20 protein-coding genes are annotated in these 25,194 nt (G+C 64.9%); 11 read left to right on the top strand and 9 right to left on the bottom strand.

The window, feature by feature from the left end:
- Positions 1-6: 6 nt before the first annotated feature.
- Positions 7-2,352 carry a DNA topoisomerase IV subunit A gene (gene parC / locus AAHE99_RS10490; RefSeq protein ID WP_342117058.1) on the top strand — a complete coding sequence of 782 codons (2,346 nt, stop codon included), beginning with the start codon at positions 7-9 and terminating at the stop codon, positions 2,350-2,352.
- Positions 2,353-2,408: 56 nt separating this feature from the next.
- Here parC and AAHE99_RS10485 read toward each other — a convergent pair whose 3' ends face one another.
- Genes AAHE99_RS10485 through AAHE99_RS10470 form a run of 4 tightly spaced genes read right to left on the bottom strand, consistent with a single transcriptional unit; the run spans position 2,409 to position 6,258 of the window.
- Positions 2,409-3,815 carry an IgA Peptidase M64 gene (locus tag AAHE99_RS10485; protein WP_342117056.1) on the bottom strand — a complete coding sequence of 469 codons (1,407 nt, stop codon included), beginning with the start codon at positions 3,813-3,815 and terminating at the stop codon, positions 2,409-2,411.
- 31 nt (positions 3,816-3,846) lie between these two features.
- Positions 3,847-5,289, bottom strand: coding sequence for a cyanophycinase (locus AAHE99_RS10480; RefSeq protein ID WP_342117055.1), 1,443 nt, complete (start codon positions 5,287-5,289; stop codon positions 3,847-3,849).
- A 22-nt stretch (positions 5,290-5,311) separates the two neighbouring features.
- Positions 5,312-5,743 carry a GNAT family N-acetyltransferase gene (locus tag AAHE99_RS10475; protein WP_342117054.1) on the bottom strand — a complete coding sequence of 144 codons (432 nt, stop codon included), beginning with the start codon at positions 5,741-5,743 and terminating at the stop codon, positions 5,312-5,314.
- Positions 5,743-6,258 carry a hypothetical protein gene (locus AAHE99_RS10470; RefSeq protein WP_342117052.1) on the bottom strand — a complete coding sequence of 172 codons (516 nt, stop codon included), beginning with the start codon at positions 6,256-6,258 and terminating at the stop codon, positions 5,743-5,745. The genes AAHE99_RS10475 and AAHE99_RS10470 overlap by 1 nt, the downstream gene beginning before the upstream one ends.
- Positions 6,259-6,308: 50 nt before the next feature.
- On the opposite strand from AAHE99_RS10470, the gene argH reads away from it, so the two are divergent.
- The 4 genes from argH (at position 6,309) to AAHE99_RS10450 (ending at position 10,452) form a co-directional block, all read left to right on the top strand.
- Positions 6,309-7,703, top strand: coding sequence for an argininosuccinate lyase (argH, locus tag AAHE99_RS10465; RefSeq protein ID WP_342117050.1), 1,395 nt, complete (start codon positions 6,309-6,311; stop codon positions 7,701-7,703).
- Positions 7,704-7,799: 96 nt separating this feature from the next.
- Positions 7,800-8,342: a TRAP transporter small permease subunit gene (locus AAHE99_RS10460; protein WP_342117048.1), complete on the top strand. Its 543-nt coding sequence runs from the start codon at positions 7,800-7,802 to the stop codon at positions 8,340-8,342.
- Positions 8,339-10,036, top strand: coding sequence for a TRAP transporter large permease (locus AAHE99_RS10455; protein WP_342117046.1), 1,698 nt, complete (start codon positions 8,339-8,341; stop codon positions 10,034-10,036). The genes AAHE99_RS10460 and AAHE99_RS10455 overlap by 4 nt, the downstream gene beginning before the upstream one ends.
- Positions 10,033-10,452: a DUF3052 family protein gene (locus tag AAHE99_RS10450; RefSeq protein WP_342117045.1), complete on the top strand. Its 420-nt coding sequence runs from the start codon at positions 10,033-10,035 to the stop codon at positions 10,450-10,452. The genes AAHE99_RS10455 and AAHE99_RS10450 overlap by 4 nt, the downstream gene beginning before the upstream one ends.
- A gap of 8 nt (positions 10,453-10,460) precedes the next feature.
- Here the strand turns inward: AAHE99_RS10450 and AAHE99_RS10445 are convergent, their stop codons facing one another.
- Genes AAHE99_RS10445 through AAHE99_RS10435 form a run of 3 tightly spaced genes read right to left on the bottom strand, consistent with a single transcriptional unit; the run spans position 10,461 to position 12,021 of the window.
- The gene (locus AAHE99_RS10445) at positions 10,461-10,931 is read right to left on the bottom strand and encodes a DUF4124 domain-containing protein (protein WP_342117044.1); all 471 of its coding nucleotides are present in this window, start codon (positions 10,929-10,931) and stop codon (positions 10,461-10,463) included.
- 6 nt (positions 10,932-10,937) lie between these two features.
- Positions 10,938-11,318 (bottom strand): VOC family protein, encoded by a 381-nt coding sequence (locus AAHE99_RS10440; protein WP_342117043.1) that lies wholly within the window; start codon positions 11,316-11,318, stop codon positions 10,938-10,940.
- 40 nt (positions 11,319-11,358) lie between these two features.
- Positions 11,359-12,021: a hypothetical protein gene (locus AAHE99_RS10435; protein ID WP_342117042.1), complete on the bottom strand. Its 663-nt coding sequence runs from the start codon at positions 12,019-12,021 to the stop codon at positions 11,359-11,361.
- 349 nt (positions 12,022-12,370) lie between these two features.
- Here AAHE99_RS10435 and AAHE99_RS10430 point away from each other — a divergent pair, with 349 nt between their 5' ends.
- Complete coding sequence (locus AAHE99_RS10430; protein WP_342117041.1) at positions 12,371-14,899, top strand: M4 family metallopeptidase; 2,529 nt, start codon at positions 12,371-12,373, stop codon at positions 14,897-14,899.
- A gap of 107 nt (positions 14,900-15,006) precedes the next feature.
- A complete protein-coding gene (locus AAHE99_RS10425) occupies positions 15,007-16,239 on the top strand; it encodes a M24 family metallopeptidase (RefSeq protein ID WP_342117040.1) in 1,233 nt (410 codons plus the stop codon).
- On the opposite strand, the gene AAHE99_RS10420 is transcribed toward AAHE99_RS10425, so the two are convergent.
- On the bottom strand, positions 16,236-17,093 hold the full coding sequence (locus tag AAHE99_RS10420; RefSeq protein ID WP_342117038.1) for a c-type cytochrome: 858 nt from the start codon (positions 17,091-17,093) through the stop codon (positions 16,236-16,238). The genes AAHE99_RS10425 and AAHE99_RS10420 overlap by 4 nt on opposite strands.
- A 154-nt stretch (positions 17,094-17,247) precedes the next feature.
- Between AAHE99_RS10420 and AAHE99_RS10415 the strand changes: the two genes are divergently transcribed.
- The 4 genes from AAHE99_RS10415 to AAHE99_RS10400 are packed head-to-tail and all read left to right on the top strand — an operon-like array spanning position 17,248 to position 23,172.
- Positions 17,248-18,912 (top strand): DUF1800 domain-containing protein, encoded by a 1,665-nt coding sequence (locus tag AAHE99_RS10415; protein WP_342117036.1) that lies wholly within the window; start codon positions 17,248-17,250, stop codon positions 18,910-18,912.
- Positions 18,909-20,243, top strand: coding sequence for a DUF1501 domain-containing protein (locus AAHE99_RS10410; RefSeq protein WP_342117034.1), 1,335 nt, complete (start codon positions 18,909-18,911; stop codon positions 20,241-20,243). The genes AAHE99_RS10415 and AAHE99_RS10410 overlap by 4 nt, the downstream gene beginning before the upstream one ends.
- 8 nt (positions 20,244-20,251) lie before the next feature.
- On the top strand, positions 20,252-22,831 hold the full coding sequence (locus tag AAHE99_RS10405) for a DUF4214 domain-containing protein (RefSeq protein WP_342117033.1): 2,580 nt from the start codon (positions 20,252-20,254) through the stop codon (positions 22,829-22,831).
- 47 nt (positions 22,832-22,878) lie between these two features.
- Positions 22,879-23,172: a hypothetical protein gene (locus AAHE99_RS10400; RefSeq protein WP_342117031.1), complete on the top strand. Its 294-nt coding sequence runs from the start codon at positions 22,879-22,881 to the stop codon at positions 23,170-23,172.
- Here the strand turns inward: AAHE99_RS10400 and paaZ are convergent.
- Positions 23,147-25,192 (bottom strand): phenylacetic acid degradation bifunctional protein PaaZ, encoded by a 2,046-nt coding sequence (gene paaZ, locus AAHE99_RS10395; protein ID WP_342117029.1) that lies wholly within the window; start codon positions 25,190-25,192, stop codon positions 23,147-23,149. The genes AAHE99_RS10400 and paaZ overlap by 26 nt on opposite strands.
- Positions 25,193-25,194: the final 2 nt, after the last annotated feature.

Here is a 25,194-nt window from a genome sequence, read left to right as displayed (position 1 = left end):
CCGAACATGACTCAAGCAAATCTCTTTGACGAGCCGATTCCGGAGCAGCCGGAAGGCGGCAACAACGGCGGCGGCGATGACGGCGGCGAAACCCTGACCCTGTCCACCTTCGCCGAACGCGCCTACCTGGACTATGCAATTTCCGTGGTCAAGGGCCGCGCCCTGCCGGACGTGTGCGACGGCCAGAAACCGGTGCAGCGCCGCATCCTGTACTCGATGAATGAACTGGGCCTGGGCCCAACCGCCAAGCCGCGCAAGTCCGCCACCGTGGTCGGTGACGTGCTGGGTAAGCTGCACCCGCACGGCGACCAGTCGGTGTACGACGCGCTGGTGCGTATGGCGCAGGACTTCTCGCTGCGCTACCCGCTGATCGACGGCCAGGGTAACTTCGGTTCGCGCGACGGCGACGGCGCTGCGGCAATGCGATACACCGAAGCCCGCCTGACCCCGATCTCGCGCCTGCTGCTGGACGAAATCGACCAGGGCACGGTGGACTTCATCCCGAACTACGACGGTTCGTACGAGGAACCAGCACTGCTGCCGGCGCGCCTGCCGATGGTGCTGCTGAACGGCGCCTCCGGTATCGCGGTGGGCCTGGCGACCGAGATCCCTTCGCACAACCTGACCGAGGTGGCGAAAGCCGCCGTGGCGATGATCCGCAATCCGAAGATCTCGCATGCGGAGTTGATGGAGCTGATCCCTGGCCCGGACTTCCCGGGCGGCGGCCAGCTGATCACCCCGCGCGCGCAGATCGACGATATGTACGCATCGGGCCGCGGCTCGATGAAGGTGCGCGCACGCTGGAAGATCGAGGAACTGGCGCGCGGCCAGTGGCAGGCGGTGGTGTATGAACTGCCGCCCGGCACTTCGTCGCAGAAGGTGCTGGAAGAAATCGAGGAACTGACCAATCCAAAGGTCAAGCTGGGCAAGAAGGCGCTGTCGCCGGAACAGGTGGCGCTGAAAGGCCTGCTGCTTGGCCAGCTGGACAAGGTGCGCGACGAATCGGGCCGCGAGGCTGCGGTGCGCCTGGTGTTCGAGCCTAAGTCGAAGAACCAGAACCAGACTGAGTTCATGCACATGCTGCTGGCGCATACCTCGCTGGAGACGTCGGCTTCCATGAACCTGGTGATGATTGGCGGCGATGGCCGCCCACGCCAGAAGGGTATCAGCGACATCCTGGCCGAGTGGATCGAGTTCCGCTTCGCCACGGTGACCCGCCGTACCCAATTCCGCCTGAACAAAGTCGATGAGCGCATCCATATTTTGGAAGGCCGCCAGATCGTCCTGCTGAACATCGACGAGGTGATCGCGATCATCCGCAATTCGGACGAGCCGAAGGCGGCGCTGATCGAGCGCTTCAAGCTGTCGGATCGCCAGGCGGAAGATATCCTGGAAATCCGTCTGCGCCAGTTGGCGCGCCTGGAAGCGATCAAGATCGAACAGGAGCTGTCGGAGCTGCGCAAGGAGCGCGAAGGCCTGCAGGACGTGCTGGACAACCCAGCCACCTTGCGCCGCCTGGTGATCAAGGAAATCGACGGCGACGCCAAGACTTACGGCGACGCGCGCCGCACCCTGATCGAGGAAGCGCAGAAAGCTGTCGTTGAACAGAAGGTGGCCGATGAACCGGTGACCGTGATCATTTCCGAGAAGGGCTGGGTGCGTGCGCGTAGCGGCATCGGCCACGATCCGGCGCAGTTCACCTTCAAGGCGGGCGATTCGCTGTATGGCGCGTTCGAGTGCCGCACCGTGGATACCTTGCTGGGCTTCGGCGACAACGGCAAGGTGTACTCGGTGCCGGTAGCTGCGCTGCCTAACGCGCGCGGCGATGGTGTGCCGATTACCACGCTGGTGGACCTGTCGGGTGGTGCGCGTCTGCTGCACTACTTCGCGGGCAATGGCGATAAACAGCTGCTGCTGGCGTCGGATGCGGGTTATGGCTTTATCGCGAAGGCTGGCGATATGGTGTCGCGCCTGAAGGGTGGTAAGTCGTTTATCACCCTGGATGAAGGGGCGAAGCCGCTGCCGCCTACCGTGGTGGCGGATAACGCCAGCGCGGTGGCAGTCATCTCGGAGAAGGCGAACCTGCTGGTGTTCGGCATGGACGAAATGAAGGTGCTGTCCAACGGCGGCCGTGGCGTGATCCTGATGGATCTGGCCGATAAGGAGAAGCTGGTGGCTGCCTGCGCGATCACGGATAAGGGTGTGACCGTGCTGGGGATTGGCAATGCGCAGAAGGCGAAGGAGGATCGCATGGGTCCTACGGCGCTGGCGCCGCACTTTGGCAAGCGGGCGCGCAAAGGTAAGCCGATGCCGGTGCGGATTAAGCCTACGGGGTTGGCGCCTAACACCTAAACCTTAAAACCGGTAAACCAGGGTACGACCCAAGGGTCGGACCCTGGTTTACCGGTTTAGCGCGGAGCGTACAGGTCGATCGTCTCCTGCACCGCCTCATTACACACCACACAGAACGCCTCGCTGCGGTCAAACATCAGGCATTGCTGCTGCGAGCGGTAGTAGCCGGTGGCCTCATAGTTCGCCCCCTCGAACGCCCCCACTGCCTTGCGATTCGGCGCCTTGGAGAACAAGGCATTGGTCCAGGCCAAATCTTCCTTAAACAGCTTGCTCATCTCCGATTCCGGACGATTGTCCTTACGCAGCTGCGCGCGCACCTTCTGATACTCGCGCGAGTGCGCCTCATACTCCGCCTTCGGCCAAGCAGTCGGCAGCGCAGTACCCGGGGTCACATGCTTCTTCCACTTCACATTCGAAGGATCAAGCAAGGCCGTCACGTTCGGCTCCCACGGCTCCATGCGCGCGCCACCCGTGGCGTAAGCCACCGGCGAGGTGTAATACTCATCCGCCAGGCCAGCGAAGTGGTGGCCGAATTCGTGCACAAACAGGTAATTGGCCCAATCGTTATCCGCCGCAGCAGTGCTGAACTGGCCGTAGATACCGCCGCCACCGTAGGTGTCGTTATTCACCAGGATCTCGATGAATTCATACGGCGCATGCTGTGCGATTTCACGCAGGGCGCGGTTATCGAGCGTCAGCACATAGCGCTCGCTGCCGAAGATGTCGTAGCGCGTGCCCAGCTTGGACGCGCGGTGCGTACCGGTCGACGGCCGCGACGCGCCGCTCTCCTGGGTCGGCACCGCCATCGCCCACACGTTGAAGTCCTTGGCGCGCTCCTTGAACGGCGACACCGTGAACAGGTAGTCGGACAGCTTGCGCGCACGCTCCTCGAACTTGGCCATATCGGCCTTGGTATAGCCATCGCCCAGGATCAGCAGGTCGACCTTCTTCTCGCTCGGACCGTTGACGCGGATAGGGATCGGCTTGGCCGGCGCCGGCTCCTGCTTGCGCACCACATCCATCGCATCGGTATCGACTTCCACGCTCCAGGCGACGGAGAATTCATTGCGCTCGTCGCGCTTCAGGATGCGCACCTTGACCGGGCGGTCCGGCTTGGGGAAACGCACCGATTCGTGGAAACCGCGCGTCAGCTTGCCCGCTTCCTCCGTGCTGCGCCACTCGCCGAAGATGGTCGAGAAGGTGCGGGTGTAAAGCACCTTGCCCGTCTTGGCGTCGGCCACTTCGACCTTGTTCACGCCGCGGTTGGTGGTGTCGATGGTCTTGGCCATATCGCCCGGCCACGGCAGCGGCTCAATCACAACTTGTTCGATCGCGTAGCTTTCGTTTAGCGCGTTACCGGTGTGCATATAGTCAAGGCGCACGGTGGCCGGCTGGGCGGCCAGGGCTTGACTGGCAGCGACGCAGAGGGCGGCGCTGGCCAGCAGTTCTTTCAGGTGAGGCATGGAATCTCCGGGCTGTTATTTGCCCGGTATTTTACTTGTACTTATACAGCGGCCGCGTGATCTCGATAGGCCGGATGTCGAGGCGGATATTCAGCACCGAATACGCCTCTGCCGCGCTGGAAACATAGCCTACGCTTTCCGGCGTCTTGGTCAGGCGGAATTCAAAGCCGACCTCGGTGCCGCTGGCGCGCGGGTTGCCGCTGGCGATGCCGATGGCTTCTTCCTGGTTGCTGTCGATCAGGCGCTCCATCAGGTCGATCACCGCGCTATTGCCCAGCACATCGTTGGTAAACACCGCGCCGCGCCCCAGAGTGCGGGTGGGGTCGATGCGACCGCCCGCCTTGTCGCTGGACGGTGTGAACATGTGGCTGGCGATATTGAATTTGTCGCCGCGATCGAGGTAGCTGATCACCGCGTTACGCACGCCGAAATGCGGCGATTCCTTATCCCACTCGGCGCGCGACAGGTCGATCAGCAGCGCGCCTTTGTAGCCGATGATTTCCACCTCGCGCTGGGCGTTGACCACCATGGCGCTGTCTTCGTCGATGCCGAGACCGATCTGGTAGCCCTTGGCCAGCATAGCGGGGATCATGCGCGCGAAGCGGCCGCGCACCAGCAGGTGCTGGTCGACGAATACATCGTCGCCGATGAAGCCCAGGCCCGGGCCCAGTTCGCGGCCGTCGGCGATGCCGGTCTGCAGCATCGACAGGATGGCTTTCGGATTGGCGAACATGGTGCTGCTCATGATGGCTGCACCGGCCGAGGAACCGGCAATCACGCCGCCGCGACGGTACACGTCCCATACCGCTTCCAGCACGGCGGTCTGGGTGCCGTCTTCGCGCAGCAGCGCTTTGGTGATGCGCCCCTGGTCGCCGCCGGCGAAGTAGATGCCGTCCGATTCGCGGATCTTTTTCGCCAGCGCCGCGTCGTCGGCATTTTTCTTGTAATCGCTGCCCGCCAGGCGCACTGCCACCGGCACCAGGAAGGCGTCAGCGCCCCATTTGCGCAGGTAGCCGATGATGGTCTGGGCCGACCGCTCGGGATTGCCGGCCGCCGAAGGGAAGACGGCAATGCGTGCGCCCTTGCCTCCCGCCAGTTTCACCACGCGCTGCCAGACGTCCGCATTGTCGCCACGCAGGCCGCCGCCGATGATCACCAGCGAACCCTGGTGCGCTGCCACCGGCGATGGCGCGATGGCGGCCGAACCGCCGCTCAGCGTGGCGCTGGCGCCGGCCACGATGCGTACCGGCCCGGCCGGATCGGGCGCCGGCGTCGGCACCAGTGGCGCGGCCGGCGGCATTCCGTTTGGCGGCGCCTTGGCCGGCGTCTCGGGCGGAGGTGTCGTGCTGGTACGCCCGCTGGTGGCGGGGATGGGTTTCTTGGGCGGCGCTTCCTTGGCTTGCACCGGTAGGCCGCAGGCGGCTAGCAGGGCCAGGCCCAAACGGGCCAGGCCGGCGGGGGAGTACAACTTCACGATGGCCTCCTGTTCTACTTGCTCACTGGCATCGCTGGTAGACATCTGGGTAATACCTTTCCATCAGTGTAGCCGGACGCGACGGTGGAGTAAAACCGAATCGTGCGTACAGGCCGTGCGCGTCCCCCGTTGCCAGGGTAAAGCGCCGCAAACCCTGCAACTCCGGGTGAGCGAGCACTGACTCCACCAGCTGCTTGCTGTAGCCTTTCCCGCGCTGGGAAGGCAGCACAAACACATCTACCATATTAGCGAAGGTTGCCCGGTCTGTGATGACGCGGGCAAAGGCGACCTGATTTCCGTCAAGGTAGCCGCCGAAGCAAATTGAATTGGCCATTGCGCGTTCGACAAGTTCGCGCGGGATGCCGCGCGCCCAGGTCGATTCTTCCGACAGGAAGCGGTGCACCAGGCCCACGTCGAGGCGGGCCGGGTCGCAGCTGACTTCAAAGGCGCCCATCAGCGCGCCTTCAGGTAGCGTTCCGGCAGCGGATTCTTGTCGCTTTCCGGTTGCCACAGCAGTTGCGAGATCCACCAGCGCTGGCCGTCGTTCACCAGCTGGATCGAATTGATGCCGCGCACGAAAGGCTTCTCGCCAGGCGCATGGCGCGCTTCGTAGGTGGTGAAGACGTGGGCGATCTGGCCGAACTCCTCGCTCTTGCGCGCCAGTTCGGACTCAAAGAAACCTTCCTTGGCAAAGACCGGCGTGGTGCGGGTAATGTAGTCCTCGATGCTCAGCACGCGGGTGTTGAGCGCACCGTCCTTGTTCATGCTGTGCACCACCATGCGGCCATCCTGGCGGAACAGGGAACGCAGGCGGTCCCAGTCGCGCGCCTTGCCTGCCGGGCCGGAGATGGTGTCGTACAGGGCGGCGACGATGCTGTCCACCGAGGCCACATCAGCCGGGCGCGCACCCTGTGCGAAAGCACTGCCGGCGGCCATCGCCAACAGTAGCAAACTTGCTAACTTCTTCATTGATTCTCCTACTAATTTATAATCGTCCGACTCTCACCGGAAAACCTACTATGACAGATCAATTCTCCAAGAAGGCGGAAGCCTGGTCCGCTCGCTTCTCCGAACCCGTTTCCGACCTCGTGAAACGTTACACCGCCTCCGTGTTTTTTGACAAGCGCATGGCCAAGGCCGACATCCAGGGTTCCCTGGCGCACGCCGACATGCTGGCGGCGCAGGGTATCATCCCGGCGGCCGACCTGGCCGCGATCCAGAAAGGCCTGGCCCAGGTCAGCGCCGAAATCGACGGCGGCCAGTTCGAATGGCAGCTGGACCTGGAAGACGTGCACCTGAATATCGAAAAACGCCTGACCGAACTGGTGGGCGACGCCGGCAAGCGCCTGCACACCGGCCGTTCCCGCAACGACCAGGTGGCTACCGATATCCGCCTGTACGTGCGTTCCGCGATTGACGACGTGGTCGGCCTGCTGCAGCAGCTGCGCGGCGCCCTGGTCGACCTGGCCGAGAAGAATGCCGATGTGATCCTGCCGGGCTTCACCCATATGCAGGTGGCGCAGCCGATCACTTTCGGCCACCACATGCTGGCTTACGTTGAAATGTTCGGCCGCGACGTCGAGCGCATGCAGGATTGCCGCAAGCGCGTGAACCGCCTGCCGCTGGGCGCCGCCGCGCTGGCCGGCACCACCTTCCCGATCGACCGCCTGCGCGTGGCCAAGACCCTGGGCTTCGACGATGTGTGCCACAACTCGCTGGATGCGGTGTCGGACCGCGACTTTGCGATCGAATTCACCGCCGCCGCCTCGCTGGTGATGATGCACGTGTCGCGCATGTCGGAAGAGCTGATCATCTGGATGAGCCCACGCGTCGGCTTTATCGATATCGCCGACCGCTTCTGCACCGGCTCCTCGATCATGCCGCAGAAGAAGAACCCGGACGTGCCGGAACTGGCGCGCGGCAAGACCGGCCGCGTGTATGGCCACCTGATGGGCCTGCTGACCCTGATGAAGGGCCAGCCGCTGGCCTACAACAAGGACAACCAGGAAGACAAGGAGCCGCTGTTCGATACCGTGGATACGGTGGTCGATACGCTGCGCATCTTCGCCGATATGGCGGGCGGCATCACCGTCAAGCCGGAGGCGATGCGTGCGGCGGCCCTGCAGGGCTACGCTACCGCGACCGACCTGGCCGATTACCTGGTCAAGAAAGGCCTGCCGTTCCGCGATGCGCACGAGGCGGTGGCGCATGCGGTGCGTGCCTGCGATGACCTGAAGATCGACCTGGCGGAAATGTCGCTGGAACAGCTGCGCGCCTTCTCGCCGCTGGTGGGCGAGGATGTGTTTGCGGTGCTGACCTTGGAAGGTTCGGTGGCTGCACGCGACCACGTGGGCGGGACTGCGCCGAACCAGGTACGGGCGGCGATTGCGCGCGTGCGCGCGCAGCTGGCCTAAACCGGTAAACCCGGGTCAGACCCTTGGGTCTGACCCAGGTGTACCGGTTTTGCGCTAATATCCTTGCAATAACTATTCCAATAATGGAGAAAAGTAATGCAAGGATTCCTCCGCCTGTCAGGCTGGCTGGACCGCATCGGCTACCGAAGCGGCCAGCTGGCGAACCTGATGATCCTGGCGTCATGTTTCATCAGCGCCAGCAACGCCATGATCCGTTATGGCTTCGACTGGAGTTCCAACGCCCTGCTCGAAATGCAGTGGTACCTGTTTGGGGCCGCCGTCATGCTGGGCGCCAGCTACACCTTCCAGCGCAATGAACACGTGCGCGTCGACCTGGTCTACGGCCACGTGTCGGAACGCAAGCAGCTGTGGATCGACATCTTCGGCATCATCTTCTTCCTGTTCCCCGCCTGCGTCCTGTTCGCATGGCTGTCGTGGGAATCGCTGTTCATGCCTTCCTGGGCCATCATGGAGCAGTCGAGCAATGCCGGCGGCCTGGCGCGCTGGCCAATCAAGTTCGTCGTCCCGATCGGCTTTGGCCTGCTCACGCTGCAAGGCGTCTCTGAACTGATCAAACGCATCGCTCACCTCACTGGCCAGGCCCACCTCGACAGCAAGTACGAAAGGCCGGTGCAATGATTCCATTGGAGATGATGCCGCCGCTGATGTTCGGCGGCCTGGTGGTGTTCATGCTGGTCGGCTTCCCGGTGGCGTTCTCGCTGCTGGCGGTCGGACTGTTCTTCGGTTTTATCGCGATTTCGGAAGGCTTCTTCGGCGTCCCCTTCTTGCAGGCGGTACCGCAGCGGATTTTCGGCAGCGTGCTGGCCAACGACCTGCTGCTGGCGATCCCCTTCTTCACCTTCATGGGCGCGGTGCTGGAAAAATGCCGGCTGGCGGAGGATATGCTGGACTCCATGGGCCGCCTGTTCGGCGGCGTGCGCGGGGGCCTGGGCTATTCGGTGATCATTGTCGGCTTCATCCTGGGCGCGATTACCGGCACCGTGGCGGCGCAGGTGATCGCCATGGCCATGATCTCGCTGCCGGTGATGATGCGCTACGGTTACCACATGCGCTATGCCACCGGCGTGCTGGCCGCTTCCGGCACGATCACCCAGCTGGTGCCGCCGTCGCTAGTGCTGGTGGTGCTGGCCGACCAGCTGAAAACCCAGACCGCCGCCGCCGACGTGGGCAGCATGTACCTGGGCGCCTGGGGACCGTCGCTGGTGCAGATTGGCCTGTTCGCCCTGTACACCTTCGTACTGTCACGCCTCAAGCCGGAGTGGCTGCCTGCCGCGCCGGAGGCTGAACTGGGCCCGCGCGGCTGGGCACTGTGGAAGCAGTGCCTGCAGGGCATTATCCCGGCCGCCGTGCTGATCTTCATGGTGCTGGGCACCATGATGCTGGGCGTGGCCACGCCGACCGAGTCGGGCGCCATGGGTGCGCTGGGCGCGGTGATCCTGGCGGCGATCCGCCATCCCGAATTCAATGCGCGCGACAAGATCGTCTTCCGCGTCGGCATGGTGGCCCTGGCGGCTGCCGCGCTGCTGGGCGCTTTTGTGGCAGGCGCCAAGCCGGTGGTGCAGGCGGCGCTGGCGGTGCTGTATGTCTGCGTCGCCTGGATCGTGTTCCGCGCCAGCCACATCAAGCCGCTACGCGAGCTGATCGTGCTGAGCTACCAGTCCACCATGCGCTTGACCGCGATGGTGGTGTTCATCCTGATCGGCTCCACCTGCTTCTCGGTGGTGTTCCAGGGCGTGGACGGCGGCGCGTGGGTCGAGCACCTGTTCAACGGCATCCCGGGCGGCTGGATCGGCTTCCTGCTGGTGGTGAACCTGTTCGTGTTCTTCCTGGCCTTCTTCCTCGATTTCTTCGAAATCGCGTTCATCGTAGTGCCGATGCTGGCGCCGGTGGCGCAGAAGATCCTGGCGCCAGAGCTGGAGCCGATGATGGGCAGCCCGGAGGCGGCGGCATCGGCGGCGCTGGTGTGGTTCGGCGTGATGCTGTGCGTGAATATGCAGACCTCCTTCATGCACCCGCCGTTCGGTTTCGCGCTGTTCTACCTGCGCGGCGTGGCGCCGAAGGAAGTGAAGTCTTCCGATATCTACTGGGGCGCCCTGCCTTGGGTGGGCCTGCAGATGCTGATGGTGCTGCTGGTGGCGGCTTTGCCGCAGACCGTGACAGCCTTCCTCGATAAGGGCGTCGGCGGCAAGGTGGAGTCGGGCGACCTGCACATCGAGCAGCCCGTCACGCCGGACTCGCAGCCGGCGCCGAAGCAGGACGACGAGCAGCCGGAGTTGAACTTCTCGCAACCGGAAGAAGAGAAGAAGAAGTGACAGCCGCGCCGGCCGCCGGCTACTCCGGCACTCCCCTCGCGAAGAAGCTGGGGATTGCCGCCGGCAGCAAGGTGCTGGCGCGCCACGCGCCGGCCGATTATCCGGCGCTGCTGGCGCCCTTGCCGGAAGGCGTGCAGTTCGCGGCGCGGCTGTCCGCCACGGTCGATGTGCTGCACGTGTTTGCCGACCGCCGCGCAGCGCTGGCGCAGGAATTGGCCGCTGCCCGCAAGGGCATGCGGCCCGATGCGGCGCTATGGGTGTCGTGGCCGAAGAAGGCTTCGAAAGTGCCGACCGACATCACCGAAGACACCATCCGCGAGCTGGCCCTGCCAATGGGGCTGGTGGATGTGAAGGTGTGCGCCGTCAGCGACGTGTGGTCCGGCCTCAAGCTGGTGGTGCGCAAGGAACTGCGCTAGCGGCGTCCTTAGTCCAGCGGGCCGCAGGCGGCCTTGGTGTAGTCCACTTCCAGCTTATCGATCGCTTTCTGGGTTTCCGCCATGGCGTCCAGGTTGGAGGCGCGGCGGTTGTCGTTGCGCTGGCCGTAGAGTTCCTCGCGGCGCTTGCGCAGGCCGTCGCAGGCGGCTGGTGGCGGCGGCTTGTTGGCGGCAGCCACCTTGGCTTCCGCTTCCTCTTCCTTTGCACGCTGCTCGCGCTCGGCGCGGTTGCGCGCCGACAGCCGTTCCATCCGTTCACGGTCTTCCTGCGCACGCGCTTGCGCCGCCTTGGTTTGCGCGGGGGATGGCGGCGGCGGCACCTCGAGCACTTCGCCGCCTTTGGCGCAGGCCATGGACTGGTAAGTCACCTTGCCGTCCACCTTACATTTGTACAAGCCCTGCGCCATGGCCGGCGATGCGGCGGCCAATGCCAGGATTGCTGATACCAGCGCTTTATTCATTTGCGCTTACTCCCAATGGGTCTGGGTCAGGAATTTGAGCCGGTTGTTATCCGGATCGAGTACGGACATGTCGCGCAAGTCGGGTCCCAGGCCGTTGCTGGGCGCCCGCTCGACTTCCACGCCGTACTCCAGGAAATCGTCGTACAGCGCGTCCACGTCCGCTACGTAGAAGTGTACCAGCCCGCCAGGCTGGCAATCGCCCGTATGCTCGGTGAGAAAGATTTCCATCCCTTCGAACGCCATCGCGGCGAAGGTCGGCAGGCCAGGTTCAAACTGATGCGTCCACTGCTCGCGGAAGCCGAGCGACTCATAGAACGGCTTGCTGGCGGCGTAGCTGGCCACCCGCAGCGCCGGCACCACCCGCTGCGATTCGCGTTTCACACCCATGCGACCCTCCCTGTAGGAATGCCCTACAGGGAAGTGTACCTCAATGCTTGTGCGCAATCATGTTCGAGAGGACGCTGAAGGCGGCGCCGGTGTGTTCCTTCTCGAGCAGGAGGGTGAGCTCGGTGTGGGTCGAGATCAGGTTGATCAGGTTGACCTTGTCCCATGCCAGCTTTTTCAGGATGGCGTGGTAGATGCCGGGCGTGCGCCAGGAATCGGCGGTCAGCTGCAGCGTGACGGCGTTCAGGTTCTCCAGCCGCGCCAGCAGGCGCTCGTTGGCGAACACCTGTTCCACCATGCCGATGAACGGCCGGCTGCAGATCACCACCACCTCCTCGCTGCCGCGCGTGACGGTCAGGTACAGGCCATGGCCGGTCCCGGCACGCTCCAGCAGCAGCCGGTGGCATTCGTCGATGCGCTCCGAGCGGCGGAAAGTGAATTCGACAAGATCGGTCCTTGCTGTCAGCTGGCCCGATTGCTGGGCCAGCACCAGTTCCTGCGTCTCCTTGTCCGGCAGGCGTTCTGCCACGCGGCGCAAGGCCATGACCACGGCCGCCTGGCCGACAGGTTTCCACAGGTCGTTCTGGAGCTGCGGTTGCAGCTGGCGCGCCAGTTCCGACAAATTGATCAAGCCACGGCGCAGCCCCTCGCTCAGGAACGGCGATTCCGTGACGATCCTTTCGACTTTGGTAGAAATAGACAACATGAGTGATGCGCCCTCACTTAATGACACGTCAAAAACGAATGACGGGCTAGTGTAAAGCGCAAAATTCAACTAGTGCAACTTGGATGTGACAATTTGATACATATTTGTGTTGCGTCCAACACGAAACTAGAAAAAGCCTTCTATTTCGTTGCAACTTCCCTACATCGCCAGCCAATCGTGCGCCATCTTTGCCAAAGCCGCGATACATCCGCGCGCGGCAAAATGTAATCAAATGTCCTAATTTGGACATTTTCTGTCAATCTGACTTTTTTCATAAGTTTTTTGACTTGCCCAAAAAAGAGGCATAACGTCCCGCTCTCCTATCCACCTCAAAGCTCAAGGAGAGCCGATGAAACTTCGCAAAAGCCTGCTGGCTGCAGCCATTGCCGCCCTGCCCTTCGCCCCAGCCTTTGGCGGCGCCCTGCCGGAAGCCCTGATGGCCGCACCTGCGCAGCCAATGAGCGTCGCGGCCAAGGCCAACCTGGCCGCCCGCCTGGACGCCCGCCGCGCCGCCGCCGGCCTCGATCACGAGCATGGCTACAAGCTGCGCGACCAGCACCCTGGCGCCAACGGCCAGCGCATCGCACGCGCCGACCACACCTTCCAGGGCTTGCGCGTATTCGGCTCCGAATCGGTGGTGGTGACCGACGACAACGGCGAGATCGTCAGCGAATCGGCCTCCGAACGCCGCAACGGCCTGGATGCCTCGCGCGCCGCCAAGGCCGCCGGCAAAGGCGCCCCGGACACCACCCCAGCCTTCGACGCGGCCGAAGCGATCCGCCTCGCCCTGTCGCGCGCCGGCGCAAGCGGCGCCGTGCAGCGCTGGAAGCCGGAAGCAGAGCTGCTGATCTGGCCCGTGATGAAAACCCAGCGCACCAAGGAAGCCGCCAACAAGGCGGAAAGCAAGCTGAACGCGCTGGACCTGGAAGAAGTGGTCGACCATTACGAGCTGGCCTACCTGGTCAAGACCCGCATGTCCAAGGACAAGAAGCCGCTGTTCCACGACACCGTGGTCAACGCCACCACCGGCGCCATCATCAAGCAATGGGACGCCCTGCAAACCGTGACCGGCACCGGCAACAGCCAGTACAACGGCCAGGTGCCGATCCAGACCTCGCTGTCCGGCTCCACCTACAAGATGCTGGACGCCACGCGCGGCACCGGCGGCACCTTCGGCGGCATGGCGATCACCAACGCCAACCACGCACCGGAATCCAACCCGACCCCGGGCAACATCTACACCAACAGCTCCAACACCTGGGGCGACGGCGCCCAGTACATCAGCGGCGGCAGCACCACCAACGCCAACGGCCAGACCGCCGCCGTGAACGCGCTGTGGGGCCTGATGAACACCTACGACACCATGAAAAACGTGTTGAACTGGTCTTCGCTGGACGGCAACAACACCGCCACCTACATCGCGGTCCACGTCGACAACAACTACGACAACGCCTTCTTCGACCCGGGCTGCAAGTGCATGTACATCGGCGACGGCGGCACCAGCTTCTACAACCTGGGCTCGATCGACGTGATCGGCCACGAAATGGGCCACGGCGTGATCGACGCCACCTCCAACCTGACCTACTCGGGCGAGTCGGGCGGCCTGAACGAATCGAACTCGGACATCATCGGCGAAGCGGTGGAAGCCTACGCGCGCGCCGGCGGCACCGGCACCTCGATCCCGCTGAGCGGCAACGACTGGATGATGGGCAAGGAAATCAGCCGCAGCGGCAACCCGCTGCGCTGGATGTGGAAGCCTTCCAAGGACGGCAAGTCGAAGGACGCCTGGAGCAGTACCCTGGGCAGCCTGAACGTGCACTACTCGTCCGGCCCCAACAACCGCATGTTCTACTTCCTGGCCAAGGGCTCCAACTCCTCCTCGTCGAGCGAGATGTACAGCTCCTACCTGACCAAGCAGCCATTGGCGATGACCGGTATCGGCACCGACAAGGCCTTCCGCATCTGGTTCAAGGCCGCCACCACCAAGTTCACTTCCTCCACCAACTACGCGACCGCACGCACCAAGGTGCTGGAGGCGGCGGAAGAGCTGTACGGCGTAGGCAGCGCGGAAGCGACTGCGGTCAAGCGCGCCTATGCGGCGATCAACGTCGGCACCGACGTCGACGAAGCCGGCGCCGGCGGTGTGTCGATCACCACCCAGCCGAACAACGTCACCGTGGCAGCCGGCGCCACCGCCTCGTTCAGCGTGGCGGCGACCGGCGGCACCGCGCCCTACACCTACAAGTGGTACCGCAACGGCGCCGTGATCGCCGGCGCCACCTCGACCACCTACTCGCTCACCGCGCAGGCGGCGGACAACGGCGCCGTGTTCAACGCCGTGGTCAGCGACTCCTCCTCGCCGGTGAAGACCGCCACCTCGAACAACGCCACCCTGACCGTGGGCAGCACGCCGCAGAACGAGCTGGTGGTGAACGGCGGCTTCGAGTCCGGCACCGCGCCATGGGCCGGCAGCACCGGCGTGATCGGCAACTACAGCGGCCAGACCGCCTACGAGGGCACGCGCTTCGCCTGGCTGGGCGGCAACGGCAGCACCGCCACCGAAACGCTGTACCAGAGCGTGACCATCCCATCCACCGCGACGTCGGCGAACTTCTCGTTCGCGCTGCATATCGACACCGCGGAAACCGGCAGCACCGTGTACGACAAGCTGGTGGTCACCGTGAAGAACAGCGCCGGCACCACGCTGGGCACCCTGGCGACCTACTCCAACGTCAACAAGGCAACCGGCTACCAGATCCGCAGCTTCAACCTGCTGCCGTACAAAGGCCAGACCGTGCGCCTGCACTTCAACATGACGGAAGATTCGTCGCTGCAGACCTCCTTCGTGGTCGATAAGGTCAGCCTGCAAGTGCAGTAAGCACCACCTGTGCGGCTATCGTCATCAGCCAATACGATAGCTGCACAAGCCGCAATACCGGCGCCCGGCGGTGCTATGATGGCCGCCTTGTTTTATAAGGAGGCGGTATGGGCGTTGGTATTGGCGGCAAGACAATGGAACAGGCACTGGCATCGCTGTCGGACATGACAGCAGGCGCCACCCCGATCAGCAAGGAAGAACATCTGGCGCGCATCGCCAGGGCGCAAACCTATATGCGCCAGCACGGCATCGCCGCCATCTACATCAACGCCGGCTCCAGCCTGCTCTACTTCACCGGCACCAGGTGGTACCCGAGCGAGCGCATGGTCGGCGCCATCCTGCCGGCCAGCGGCGCGGTCGAATACATCGCCCCGGCCTTCGAGGAAGACACCCTGAAGGACTTCATGCTGGTGGAAGGCGCGGTCAACTGCTGGCATGAGCACGAGAGCCCGTCGGCGCTGTTCATCGCGGTCCTGAAGAAGATGGGCATTATGCCGAACGCCGCACAGCCGCCGCGCATCGGCATCGACGAGAGTTCCGCCTTCTTCATCTTCGACGGCATCCGCCCGCTGGCCGAAGGCTATGCGCTGGAAAACGCGCGCCCGGTCACCGCGCACTGCCGCACCCGCAAGTCCAAGGCCGAAATCGCCCTGATGCAGCGCGCCAAGGACATGACCCTGGCCGTGCACATCGCCACCGCCAGCATCCTGCACGAAGGCATCAGCACCACCGAGGTGGCCGAATTCATCGACAAGGCGCACCGCAAGGTGGGCGCGCCGGCCGGCTCCTATTTCGTGATCGTGCTGTTCGGCGTGGCCAGCTCCTTCCCGCACGGCGTGAGCTATGTGCAGACGCTGAAACAGGGCGACACGGTACTGATCGACACCGGCTGCAAGCTGCACAACTATATTTCCGACATCACCCGCACCTATGTGTACGGCGAGCCGTCCGAGCGCCAGCGCGCGGTGTGGAATGCCGAAAAGGCGGCGCAGCTGGCCGCCTTCGAAGCGGCCCAGCTGGGCGTGCCGTGCGAGGAAGTGGACATGGCCGCGCGCCGTTCGCTGCAGGCGGCCGGCTTCGGCCCGGAATACAAGCTGCCAGGCCTGCCGCACCGCACCGGCCACGGCATCGGCCTCGACATCCACGAATGGCCCTACCTGGTAGGCGGCGACAAGACCCCGCTGGAAGTGGGCATGACCTTCTCCAACGAACCGATGATCGTGGTGCCGGGCGAATTCGGCGTGCGCCACGAGGACCACTTCTACATGGCCGAAGACGGCCCGCGCTGGTTCACCCAGCCGTCGCACTCCATCGACGACCCGTTCGGCCTGCAGGCCTAAGGCCTGGCCGCCGCCGACGGCTGCGGCGGCAGGCTGCGCAGATAGGCCACCATGGCCGCCATATCCGCATCGTTGATGCTGTGGTACCAGGCAAAGGCCATGGGCGGCTTGTAGGGCTGCCCGTTGCGATCCTTGCCGCTGCGGATGGCGGCCGCAATCTGCGCGTCGCTCCAGTCGCGCAGGCCCTCGGCGTGCGGGGTCAGGTTGCGCGAGATGCTGTCGCCCCACGGCCCCTTGATATTCTGTCCGCCCGCGCCCAGGCGCGCCTCGACCAGCATGCCCTTCTCGTCGCGCGGCGTGTGGCATTCCATGCAGTGCCCGATCGCCACCAGGTAGCCGCCGTAGGCCACCTTGTCGCTGGCCGGCGGCGCCTTCACCTTTTTCAGCGGCGGCCCGTAATTGGGCGGCAGCGGGATATTGAATACCGACTTGGGCACCTTGTTGGCCACGGCCGGCTGGGCGCGCAGGTATTTGATGGTGGCGGCCAGGTCGTCGTCCGACAGGGCGCGGTAGAAGTGGACCGGCATCGGCGGGCCGATGATGCTGCCGTCCGGCCGCAGGCCCTCGCGGATGGCCTTGCCCAGCTGGGCGTCGCTCCAGGCGCCGATGCCGGTGTCGCGGTCCGGCGTGATATTGGAAGCGTAAGAGCGGAACACGCCTTGGTTGAATTCGAAGCCGCCCGCCATGCCGCGCGCCGCAACCGGCACGCCTTTTTCGTCGCGCACCGCATGGCAGTTGGCGCAGGCCAGCACGCCCTCCACCAGGTATTTGCCGCGCGCCAGGCGGGCGTCGGCCGCAGCCGCGTCGCCGAATACCAGCACTCCGATCGCAACCACCATCCATGTCCTTGGCATCTGGGCCTCCCTGGGCAAAGAACTCAGGCTTACACATCGCGACGAAATTGCAATGATATTTACTTAATTACTATACAAAAAATCATCTATTTGGGTGATTGCCGAGAGGCTACAGCGTTCGCTACACTGCCCCTTCAACAGTGTGGAGGTGGACATGCAACGCTTGTTTCGTAACCTGGCTGGCCTCACCGCAGCGGCGGCGCTGCTAGCCTGCAGCGGCAGCGACGGGACGGCGCCGCCTGCGGCTGGGGCCAGCGCCGCGGCCCAGGCGCCAGGCCAGATCGGCAGCAGCAGCGCGCAAGCGACGCCTTACGCCGCCGCGCGCCTGGCCGACCAGGCCAGCTTCGGCGCCACGCCAACCCTGGTAGCGGCCATCGGCAAGCAGGGGCTGGCGGCCTGGATCGACAGCCAGCTCGCACTGCCGCCAACCCAGGTCGATCCGGAGCCGGTGCGCGTCTACAACAGCCAGATCCCCAAGCAGGGTAACGATGCCTCCATCTACACCAACCAGAAGCTGATTGGCACCATGCTGAGCGGCGAGGACCAACTGCGCCTGCGCGTCACCTGGGCCATGTCGCAATTCCTGGTGGTGTCGGGCGCCAAGGTGGAGAACTACGCCACGCTGCAGTACATGAACCTTCTACAGCGCCACGCCTTCGGCAACTACGCCGAACTGATACGCGCATTGAGCATCCATCCGCCGATGGGGGCATACCTGGACAATGTGCAAAACCGCCCCACCTCGGAAGAATGCCCGTGGTGCGCGCCGAACGAAAACTATGCGCGCGAACTGCTGCAGCTGTTTACGCTCGGCGTCACCAAGCTCAATCCGGATGGCACCGTGCAGCGCGACGCCAAGGGCCGGCCGCTTGAAACCTACACCCAGGACGACGTGGAGAATGTGACGCTGGCCCTGACCGGCTGGTCGTTTGCCCAGGAGACGCCGCAATACGACTACGGCCGCTTTGCCGGCGAGATGGTCGAAGATAAATGGAGCGTGGCGCACGACCGCAACGCCAAGAAGTTCCTCGGCAAGACCATCCCCGCCGGAGGCAGCGCCAGCAGCGACCTGGACGCGCTGGTCAAGATCCTGATGGAGCATCCGAACATCGCGCCCTTCGTCAGCCTGCGCATGATCCAGCACCTGGTCACCAGCAATCCCAGCCCGGCTTATGTGGCGCGCATGTCGGCTGTATTCCGCGACAACGGGCAAGGCGTGGCGGGCGATATGAAGGCCCTGGTGCGCGCCATCCTGCTCGATCCGGAAGCGCGCCAGGGCGACCAGCAAGGGGCATCCCCGGCCAGCTTCGGCAAACTGCGCGAACCTTTGCTGTGGTACACCGGCTTGCTGCGCGGCGTAGGCTGCAAATTGCCGCTGCGCTGGGGCGGCACGCGCGACGATGGGCTGGAGAACGGCGTGGCAATGCCGTCCATCCAGCAGCCCTTCTTCGCCTCCAGCGTCTTTTCTTTCTATTTGCCGACCGACCGCGCGCCGGGCAGCAACCTGCTGGCGCCCGAACAGCGCCTGTTGACGCCGGAGGAATTGTCCGCGCGCGTGGGCGGCTACAACACCGGGGAAGCGGCCGCCTGGACCAAGGCCGGCTGCAAGATCGACGACATCACCCGCGCCTACAGCAGCTCGCCGCGCGCCCTGGTGGACCTGATCAGCGCGCGCTACTTCCGCAATGCGATGCCGGCCACCATGCGCCAGTCGCTGAACGACCTGGCGCCGTCCATGCCCGGCGCGAACACGGCGCAAAAGGCGCTGAACGTGCTGCACTTTTCCCTGGCCTCACCTGAATACGGAGCTATACGATGATGAACCGTCGCCACTTCCTGCGCGTGGCCGGCGCTGCGCCTATCCTGGCCTTGAGCGGCGGCGCCGGCCTGGCCGCCGCCAGCGACTACCGCGCCGTCATCTGCCTGTTCCTGGGCGGCGGCAACGACGGCCACAATTCGCTGGTGCCGACCGACGGCGCCTACGACGACTACTACGCCAGCCGTCCCGGACTGGCGCTGGCCAAGACGGAGCTGAAAAACCTGCCCGGCAGTTCGGCCGGCCATACCTTCGGCCTGAATCCGGCGCTGGCGCCTTTGCTGCCGGCATATGCCGAGGGACGCATGGCCTGGCTGCTGAATGCCGGCCCGCTGGTGATGCCCGCCACCGCGCAGCAGGTGAAGGAGCGCTCGGTGGTGGTGCCGTCCTTCCTGCTGTCGCACAGCGACCAGGTGATGTGGCAGCAGGGCTGGCTGGGCGACGCGGACGGCAGCGGCTGGGGCGGGCGCGCCATGGAACTGATGCCTTCCTCGCTGCGCAACCCGATGAACGCGGTGACCATGAACACCAACCGCACCCTGGTGCTGGGGCGCAATTCGCCGGTGTCCTTCATCGGCGCCTGGGGTTCGCGCCATTGGGGTCCTTTCGACCTGGCGCAGCAAGGCAACGACGGCACCCAGGCCCTGATGCGCATGGCGCAGTGGCAGTACGGCAGCCAGTACTCGGCGGAATATGCGCGCACCTTCGGGCGCAGCCTGCAGGAATCGGCGCTGGTCACCCAGGCCACCATGAATGCGCCGGAGCCGAACACCGGTTTCGACAACGACGAACTGGGACGCGGCTTGCGGCGCCTTGGCACGGTGCTGCCGGTGTTCAAAAAGATGGGCTACAAGCGCCAGCTGTTCATGCTGCAGTGGGGCGGCTTCGACACCCATTCGGCGCAGCGCGGTTCGGCCCAGTACTCGCAGGACTACCAGCTGGCGCAAGTGGCGCGCAATGTCGCCGCGCTGGATGCGGCTAACAAGGCGTCCGGCGTCGATGGCGGCGTGGTGCTGCTGATCATGTCCGACTTCGGCCGCACGCTGCGCATGGCCTCCGGCAACGGCTCCGACCACGCCTGGGGCAATAACTGGTTCGTGCTGGGCACGCCCGTCGCGGGCGGCCAGGTGTACGGCACGCTGCCAACCCTGCGGCTGGGCGGTGTGGATGATGCCGACCCGGGCGGCGAAGGCCGCTTCGTACCGTCGATGGCGACCGACCAGGTGGGGGCGACCCTGATGCGCTGGCTCGGCCTGCCGGCCGACCAGTTGACGGCGGTCTTCCCGAATCTCGCGAACTTCAGCACCAAGACGCTGAACTTCCTGCACGCTTAGGAGCCTACATGGAACTCAGACTCACGGCAGGCGACGACACCTACAAGCAGGCCAAGACCGACCAGGAGTGGCGCGACTACTTCGGCCTGGAGGGCGACGACAGCATCAGCGTGTACTACGGCACCGTGCTGGGCGGGCCAGGCAACGACCGCATCGAGCGCTTGCCGGGTAATGACTGGGACCACGTGGTGGTCGGCTATTGGGACCTCGACTCCATCGCCAGCATCAACCTGGAGGCCGGTTTCGCCGACGACGGGAAGGGCGGGCGCGACACCCTGGTCAATGTGAACGATGCGGCACTGGCCTGGCGCGGCGGCACGATCATCGGTTCATCCGTCGACAATTACCTGCACGCCGGCGGCGGCGGGCGCAACGTCATCGACGGCAAGGGCGGCGACGACCGCGTCTACATCCCGAATTGGGACTCCAATACCGAGATCGAAGAATTCGACATCCGCGTTTCGATCGATGGCCTGACGGCCGACATTACCAATGCGCGCGACAAGAATTTCTCCGTGCACCTCGAAAATGTCGAATCGGTCGGCATGTGGAAGCCAAGCGGTGAAGTTGTATTTCCGCTGGCCAGCTTCATCCGCCCCACCGATATCGCCGAACAGGCGATCGCCGGCGAAGGCGCCGCGCGCTGGAATGCCGGCAGCGCGCTCGGCACGGCCACCGCCCTGACCTACAGCTTTGTCGACAGCGCGCCGGGCGTTAGCGGCTTCCGTACGTTCAGCGCAGAGGAGCGCGCCATGGTGCGCGCCATGCTGGATGCAGCGGCGGCCACCACCGGCCTGAGTTTCACCGAGGTGGCCGGCAGCAGCGGCCAGCTGCGTTTCGGCGCCAGCCAGCAGAACAGCACCAAGGGCACCGGCCAGGCGCCGGGCAGCGGCCCCAATGCCGGCGCCGTCTGGATCGACCTGGAAACCATGGCCAAGCTGAAGCCGGGCCAGGAAGGCCTGGCCATCCTGCTGCACGAAACCGGGCACGCCCTGGGCCTGCGCCACACCCGCAACAGCGAACCGGGCGACTTTTTCGAAAAGCAGATGCGCGCCACCGACGACAATGTGTCGATCAGCGTGATGTCGCTGACCGCTTCACCCGACGGCCTGTTCCCCGCCACCTGGAGTGCCTACGATATCCACGCGCTGCGCTACCTGTATGGTGCGCGCAGCTGGAAGGCGCTGGACGACACCTACAAGCTGGATACGGCGCGCTTCAGCGCCCAGTCGGCGCTGGTGGACGATGGCGGCAACGACACCATCGACGCTTCCGCTTCCAGGGCCGGCGTGGAGCTCGACCTCACCCCGGGCCACCTGAGTAGCGCCGGCGTCACTGCGGCCGGCGTGGCGGCAGTCGACAATCTTTCGCTCGGCCTCGACACCTGGATTGAGAATGCCATCGGCAGCGATTTCGACGATGTGCTGACCGGGAACAAGCTGGACAACCTTCTGGTTGGCGGCAAGGGCAATGACTGGATTGACGGCGGCAAGGGGCGCGATATCGCGCAGTTCAGCGGTGCGCGCACCGATTACGTGCTGTCCACCGGCTTCGGCAAGATCTTCGTCAGCGCACGCGACGGCAGCAGTGGCTTCGATACCCTGCTCGGCGTCGAAGTGCTGCGCTTTGCCGACGGCGAAATCGCGCTGGCCGCCAGCGCCCAGGGCGCCGACCTGGCCTCCAGCCTGGACCAGGACACCACGCTGGCCGGCAGCCTGCCCGCCGCCAGCAGCACCGCCAGCGGCGCCAAATACACCCTGCTGCAAGGGCCGGCCTACGGCACCGCCACCGTCACGGCTGACGGCCAGTTCACCTATAAGCCCAATGCGGGCTATGCCGGCACCGATGTATTCAGCTACACCCTGAGCGACGACAAAGGCAGCAACACCTACTACGCCTACTTCTCGATGCTGGCCGCCGGTAACACGCACCTGGGCGGCAACGCGCCGGACGTGCTGTCCGGCCTGTCCGGCAACGACACCATCAATGGCCTGGGCGGCGACGATCGTATCCTCGGCAGCGCCGGCAACGACAAGATCGACGGCGGCGCGGGGCGCGACAGCCTGGTGTTCGACGCGCTGCGCGCCGGCTACGTGCCGACCCAGGGCGGCGGCAGCTGGGTGCTGTCCAAGCAGTATGGCGATGGCGGCAGCGACACCTTGTCGAATATGGAGCGGCTGCTGTTCCAGGACGGCGCGCTGGCGCTCGACACCATCGCGGCGCAGGCCTACCGCCTGTACCAGGCCGCCTTTGGCCGCCAGCCGGACGAGGGCGGCCTGGGCTTCTGGCTCGCGCAGCTGGACAAAGGCATGTCGATGGCCACCGTGGCGCAGTACTTCCTGGCGTCCGACGAATCGGTGAAGCTGTACGGCGCCAAGCCAAGCAACCAGCAGCTGATCACCACCATCTACCAGAACGTGCTGCACCGCGAGCCCGATGCCACCGGCTTCGCCTTCTGGGTCAAGGCGCTGGACTCGGGCTATGGCGCCGACCAGGTGCTGCTCGGCTTCTCGGAGAGCGCGGAGAACGTGGCCCAGGTGGCGGAGGCCATCGCCCACGGCGTGCCGTTCCAGCCCTACCTGGGCTGACGCGGGCAGGGGCGGTAGCGCGGGGCTTGTGGTAGAGTCGCCGCACGATGAAGATACTGTTCCTGCTATTCGCCGCCCTGCTGGTGGCGGCACTGGTGACGGACCGCCTGCGCCAATGGCGCGGCGCGCGCCGCAACGAACGCGGTGCGTGCGCGCTGTGCGCGGCTGAAATCAAATGGAATACCTACGAGGAGCTGCCGCTCGCCAGTGGCGGCGGCGCCAAGATGCGGGTGTGCCAGCGCTGCCACGCAGTCCACTACAAACTGAAGTGGACTGCCGTGTTGCTGATCGCGCTGGGCTTTGCGGCGGTCGCCCTTATGCTCGCTTGGACACCAAAGTAAGGATGTCGTAGCTGGCCACCAGTTCGTCGTTCTGGTTGGTGACCTGCACGTCCCATGCCACCACACCCTGGCCGCGGCCCTGGTCGTCGGTGCGGTTGCGGTCCACCTTGCGCTTGCAAGTCAGGCGCGCGCGGATGGTGTCGCCGATCGCCACCGGAGTGATGAAGCGCAGGTTGTCCAGGCCGTAGTTGGCCAGCACAGGACCCGGCGCCGGCGACACGAACAGGCCCGCCGCAGCGGACAGCACGAAGTAGCCGTGCGCGATGCGCTTGCCGAACTGGGTGTCCTTGGCCGCGATTTCGTCGAAGTGCATGTAGAAGTAGTCGCCCGAAATGCCGCCGAAGTTGACGATATCGGCTTCGCTCACGGTGCGGCGATGGGTCAGCAGGGAATCGCCCATCTGCAGGTCTTCGAAGCACTTGCGGAACGGATGCACATCGCTCTCGCGCACGGCACCGCCACGCACGTACTCGCCGGTGATGGCGGACAGCATGGTCGGCGAGCCTTGCACCGCGGCACGCTGCAGGAAGTGGCGCACCGCGCGGATGCCGCCCAGTTCTTCGCCGCCACCGGCGCGGCCAGGGCCGCCGTGCTTCAGCTGCGGCAGCGGCGAGCCGTGGCCGGTGGAGTCGACCGACGCTTCGCGGTCCAGCACGTGCACGCGGCCGTGCGAGGCGGCGGCGATCGGCACCGCGTACGCTGCAATCGCCGGGTCCTTGGTGATCAGCGAAGACACCAGCGAACCCTTGCCGCGCGCGGCCAGTTCCAGCGCCTCGTCGATGGAGTCGTAGGTCATCATGGTGCTGACCGGGCCGAACGCTTCCACGTTGTGCACGGCGTCGTTGTCCATCGCATTGCGGCACATCAGCAGGGTCGGCGCGAAGAAGGAGCCGTTCTCCACCCCCTGGCCCACCAGCTTCAGCGCGCCGTCGCCGCCGAACACGATCTCATTGCCCTGCGCCAGCAGCGCCACGCGCTCGGCGACGTCGCGCTGCTGGTCCTTGGACGCCAGCGCGCCCATACGCACGCCTTCCACCGCAGGATCGCCTACCACGACCTTGGCCAGGCGCTCGCGCAGCTTCCCGGCCACCGCGTCGGCATGCTGGCGCGGCACGATGATGCGGCGCACGGCGGTACATTTCTGGCCGGCCTTGGTGGTCATTTCACGCTGCACTTCTTTCACGAACAGGTCGAACTCAGGATCGTCAGGAGTGACGTCCGGCGCCAGGATGGCGCAGTTCAGCGAATCCGCTTCGGCGGTGAACGGTACGGAGTTGTTGATCAGGTTGCGGTTGGAACGCAGCTTCGCTGCGGTGTCGGCGGAACCGGTGAAGGTCACCACGTCGGCGCCGCCCAGGCGGTCCAGCAGGTCGCCGGTGCTGCCGATCACCAGCTGCAGCGAGCCTTCCGGCAGCAGGCCGGAGTCGTTGATCATGCGGATCAGGGCTTCGGTCAGGTAGGAGGTCGCGCTGGCCGGCTTGCCGATGCAAGGCATGGCAGCCAGGAAGGATGGCGCGAACTTTTCCAGCAAGCCCCAGATCGGGAAGTTGAAGGCGTTGATGTGCACCGCGATGCCGCCGCGCGGCACCAGGATGTGGGTGCCGGAGAAGCCGCCGCGCTTGCCCAGCGCCATGGCCGGGCCTTCGTGCAGCACGTTGGACGAGGGCAGCTCGCGGCTGCCCATGCTGGCGTAGGCGAACAGGGTGCCGATGCCGCCTTCCACGTCGACCCAGCTATCCGGGCGGGTGGCGCCGGTCAGGTGCGAGATCGCGTACAGCTCTTCCTTGCGCTCCATCAGGTACATGGCCAGGGCCTTGAGGCGCTGGGCGCGGGTCTGGAAGTCCAGCTTCATCAGCGCCGGGATGCCGGTCTTGCGGCCGTAATGCACTGCTTCGGCGAAGTCGATCTGTTCGGCGTGGGTGTGGTAGATGACGCGGTTATCCAGGGCGCTGTGCAGCGCGGTCGCGGCTTCCTTGCCTTGCCAGCGGCCGCCGATGAAGCTTTGCAGGGTGTGTACCATTT

It is taken from the genome of Pseudoduganella sp. OTU4001 (assembly GCF_038440195.1).
Taxonomy (GTDB): Bacteria; Pseudomonadota; Gammaproteobacteria; order Burkholderiales; family Burkholderiaceae_D; genus Rugamonas.
The sequence above is the reverse complement of the archived record's forward strand: the minus strand, read 5'-3'. Positions and strand labels throughout refer to the sequence as shown.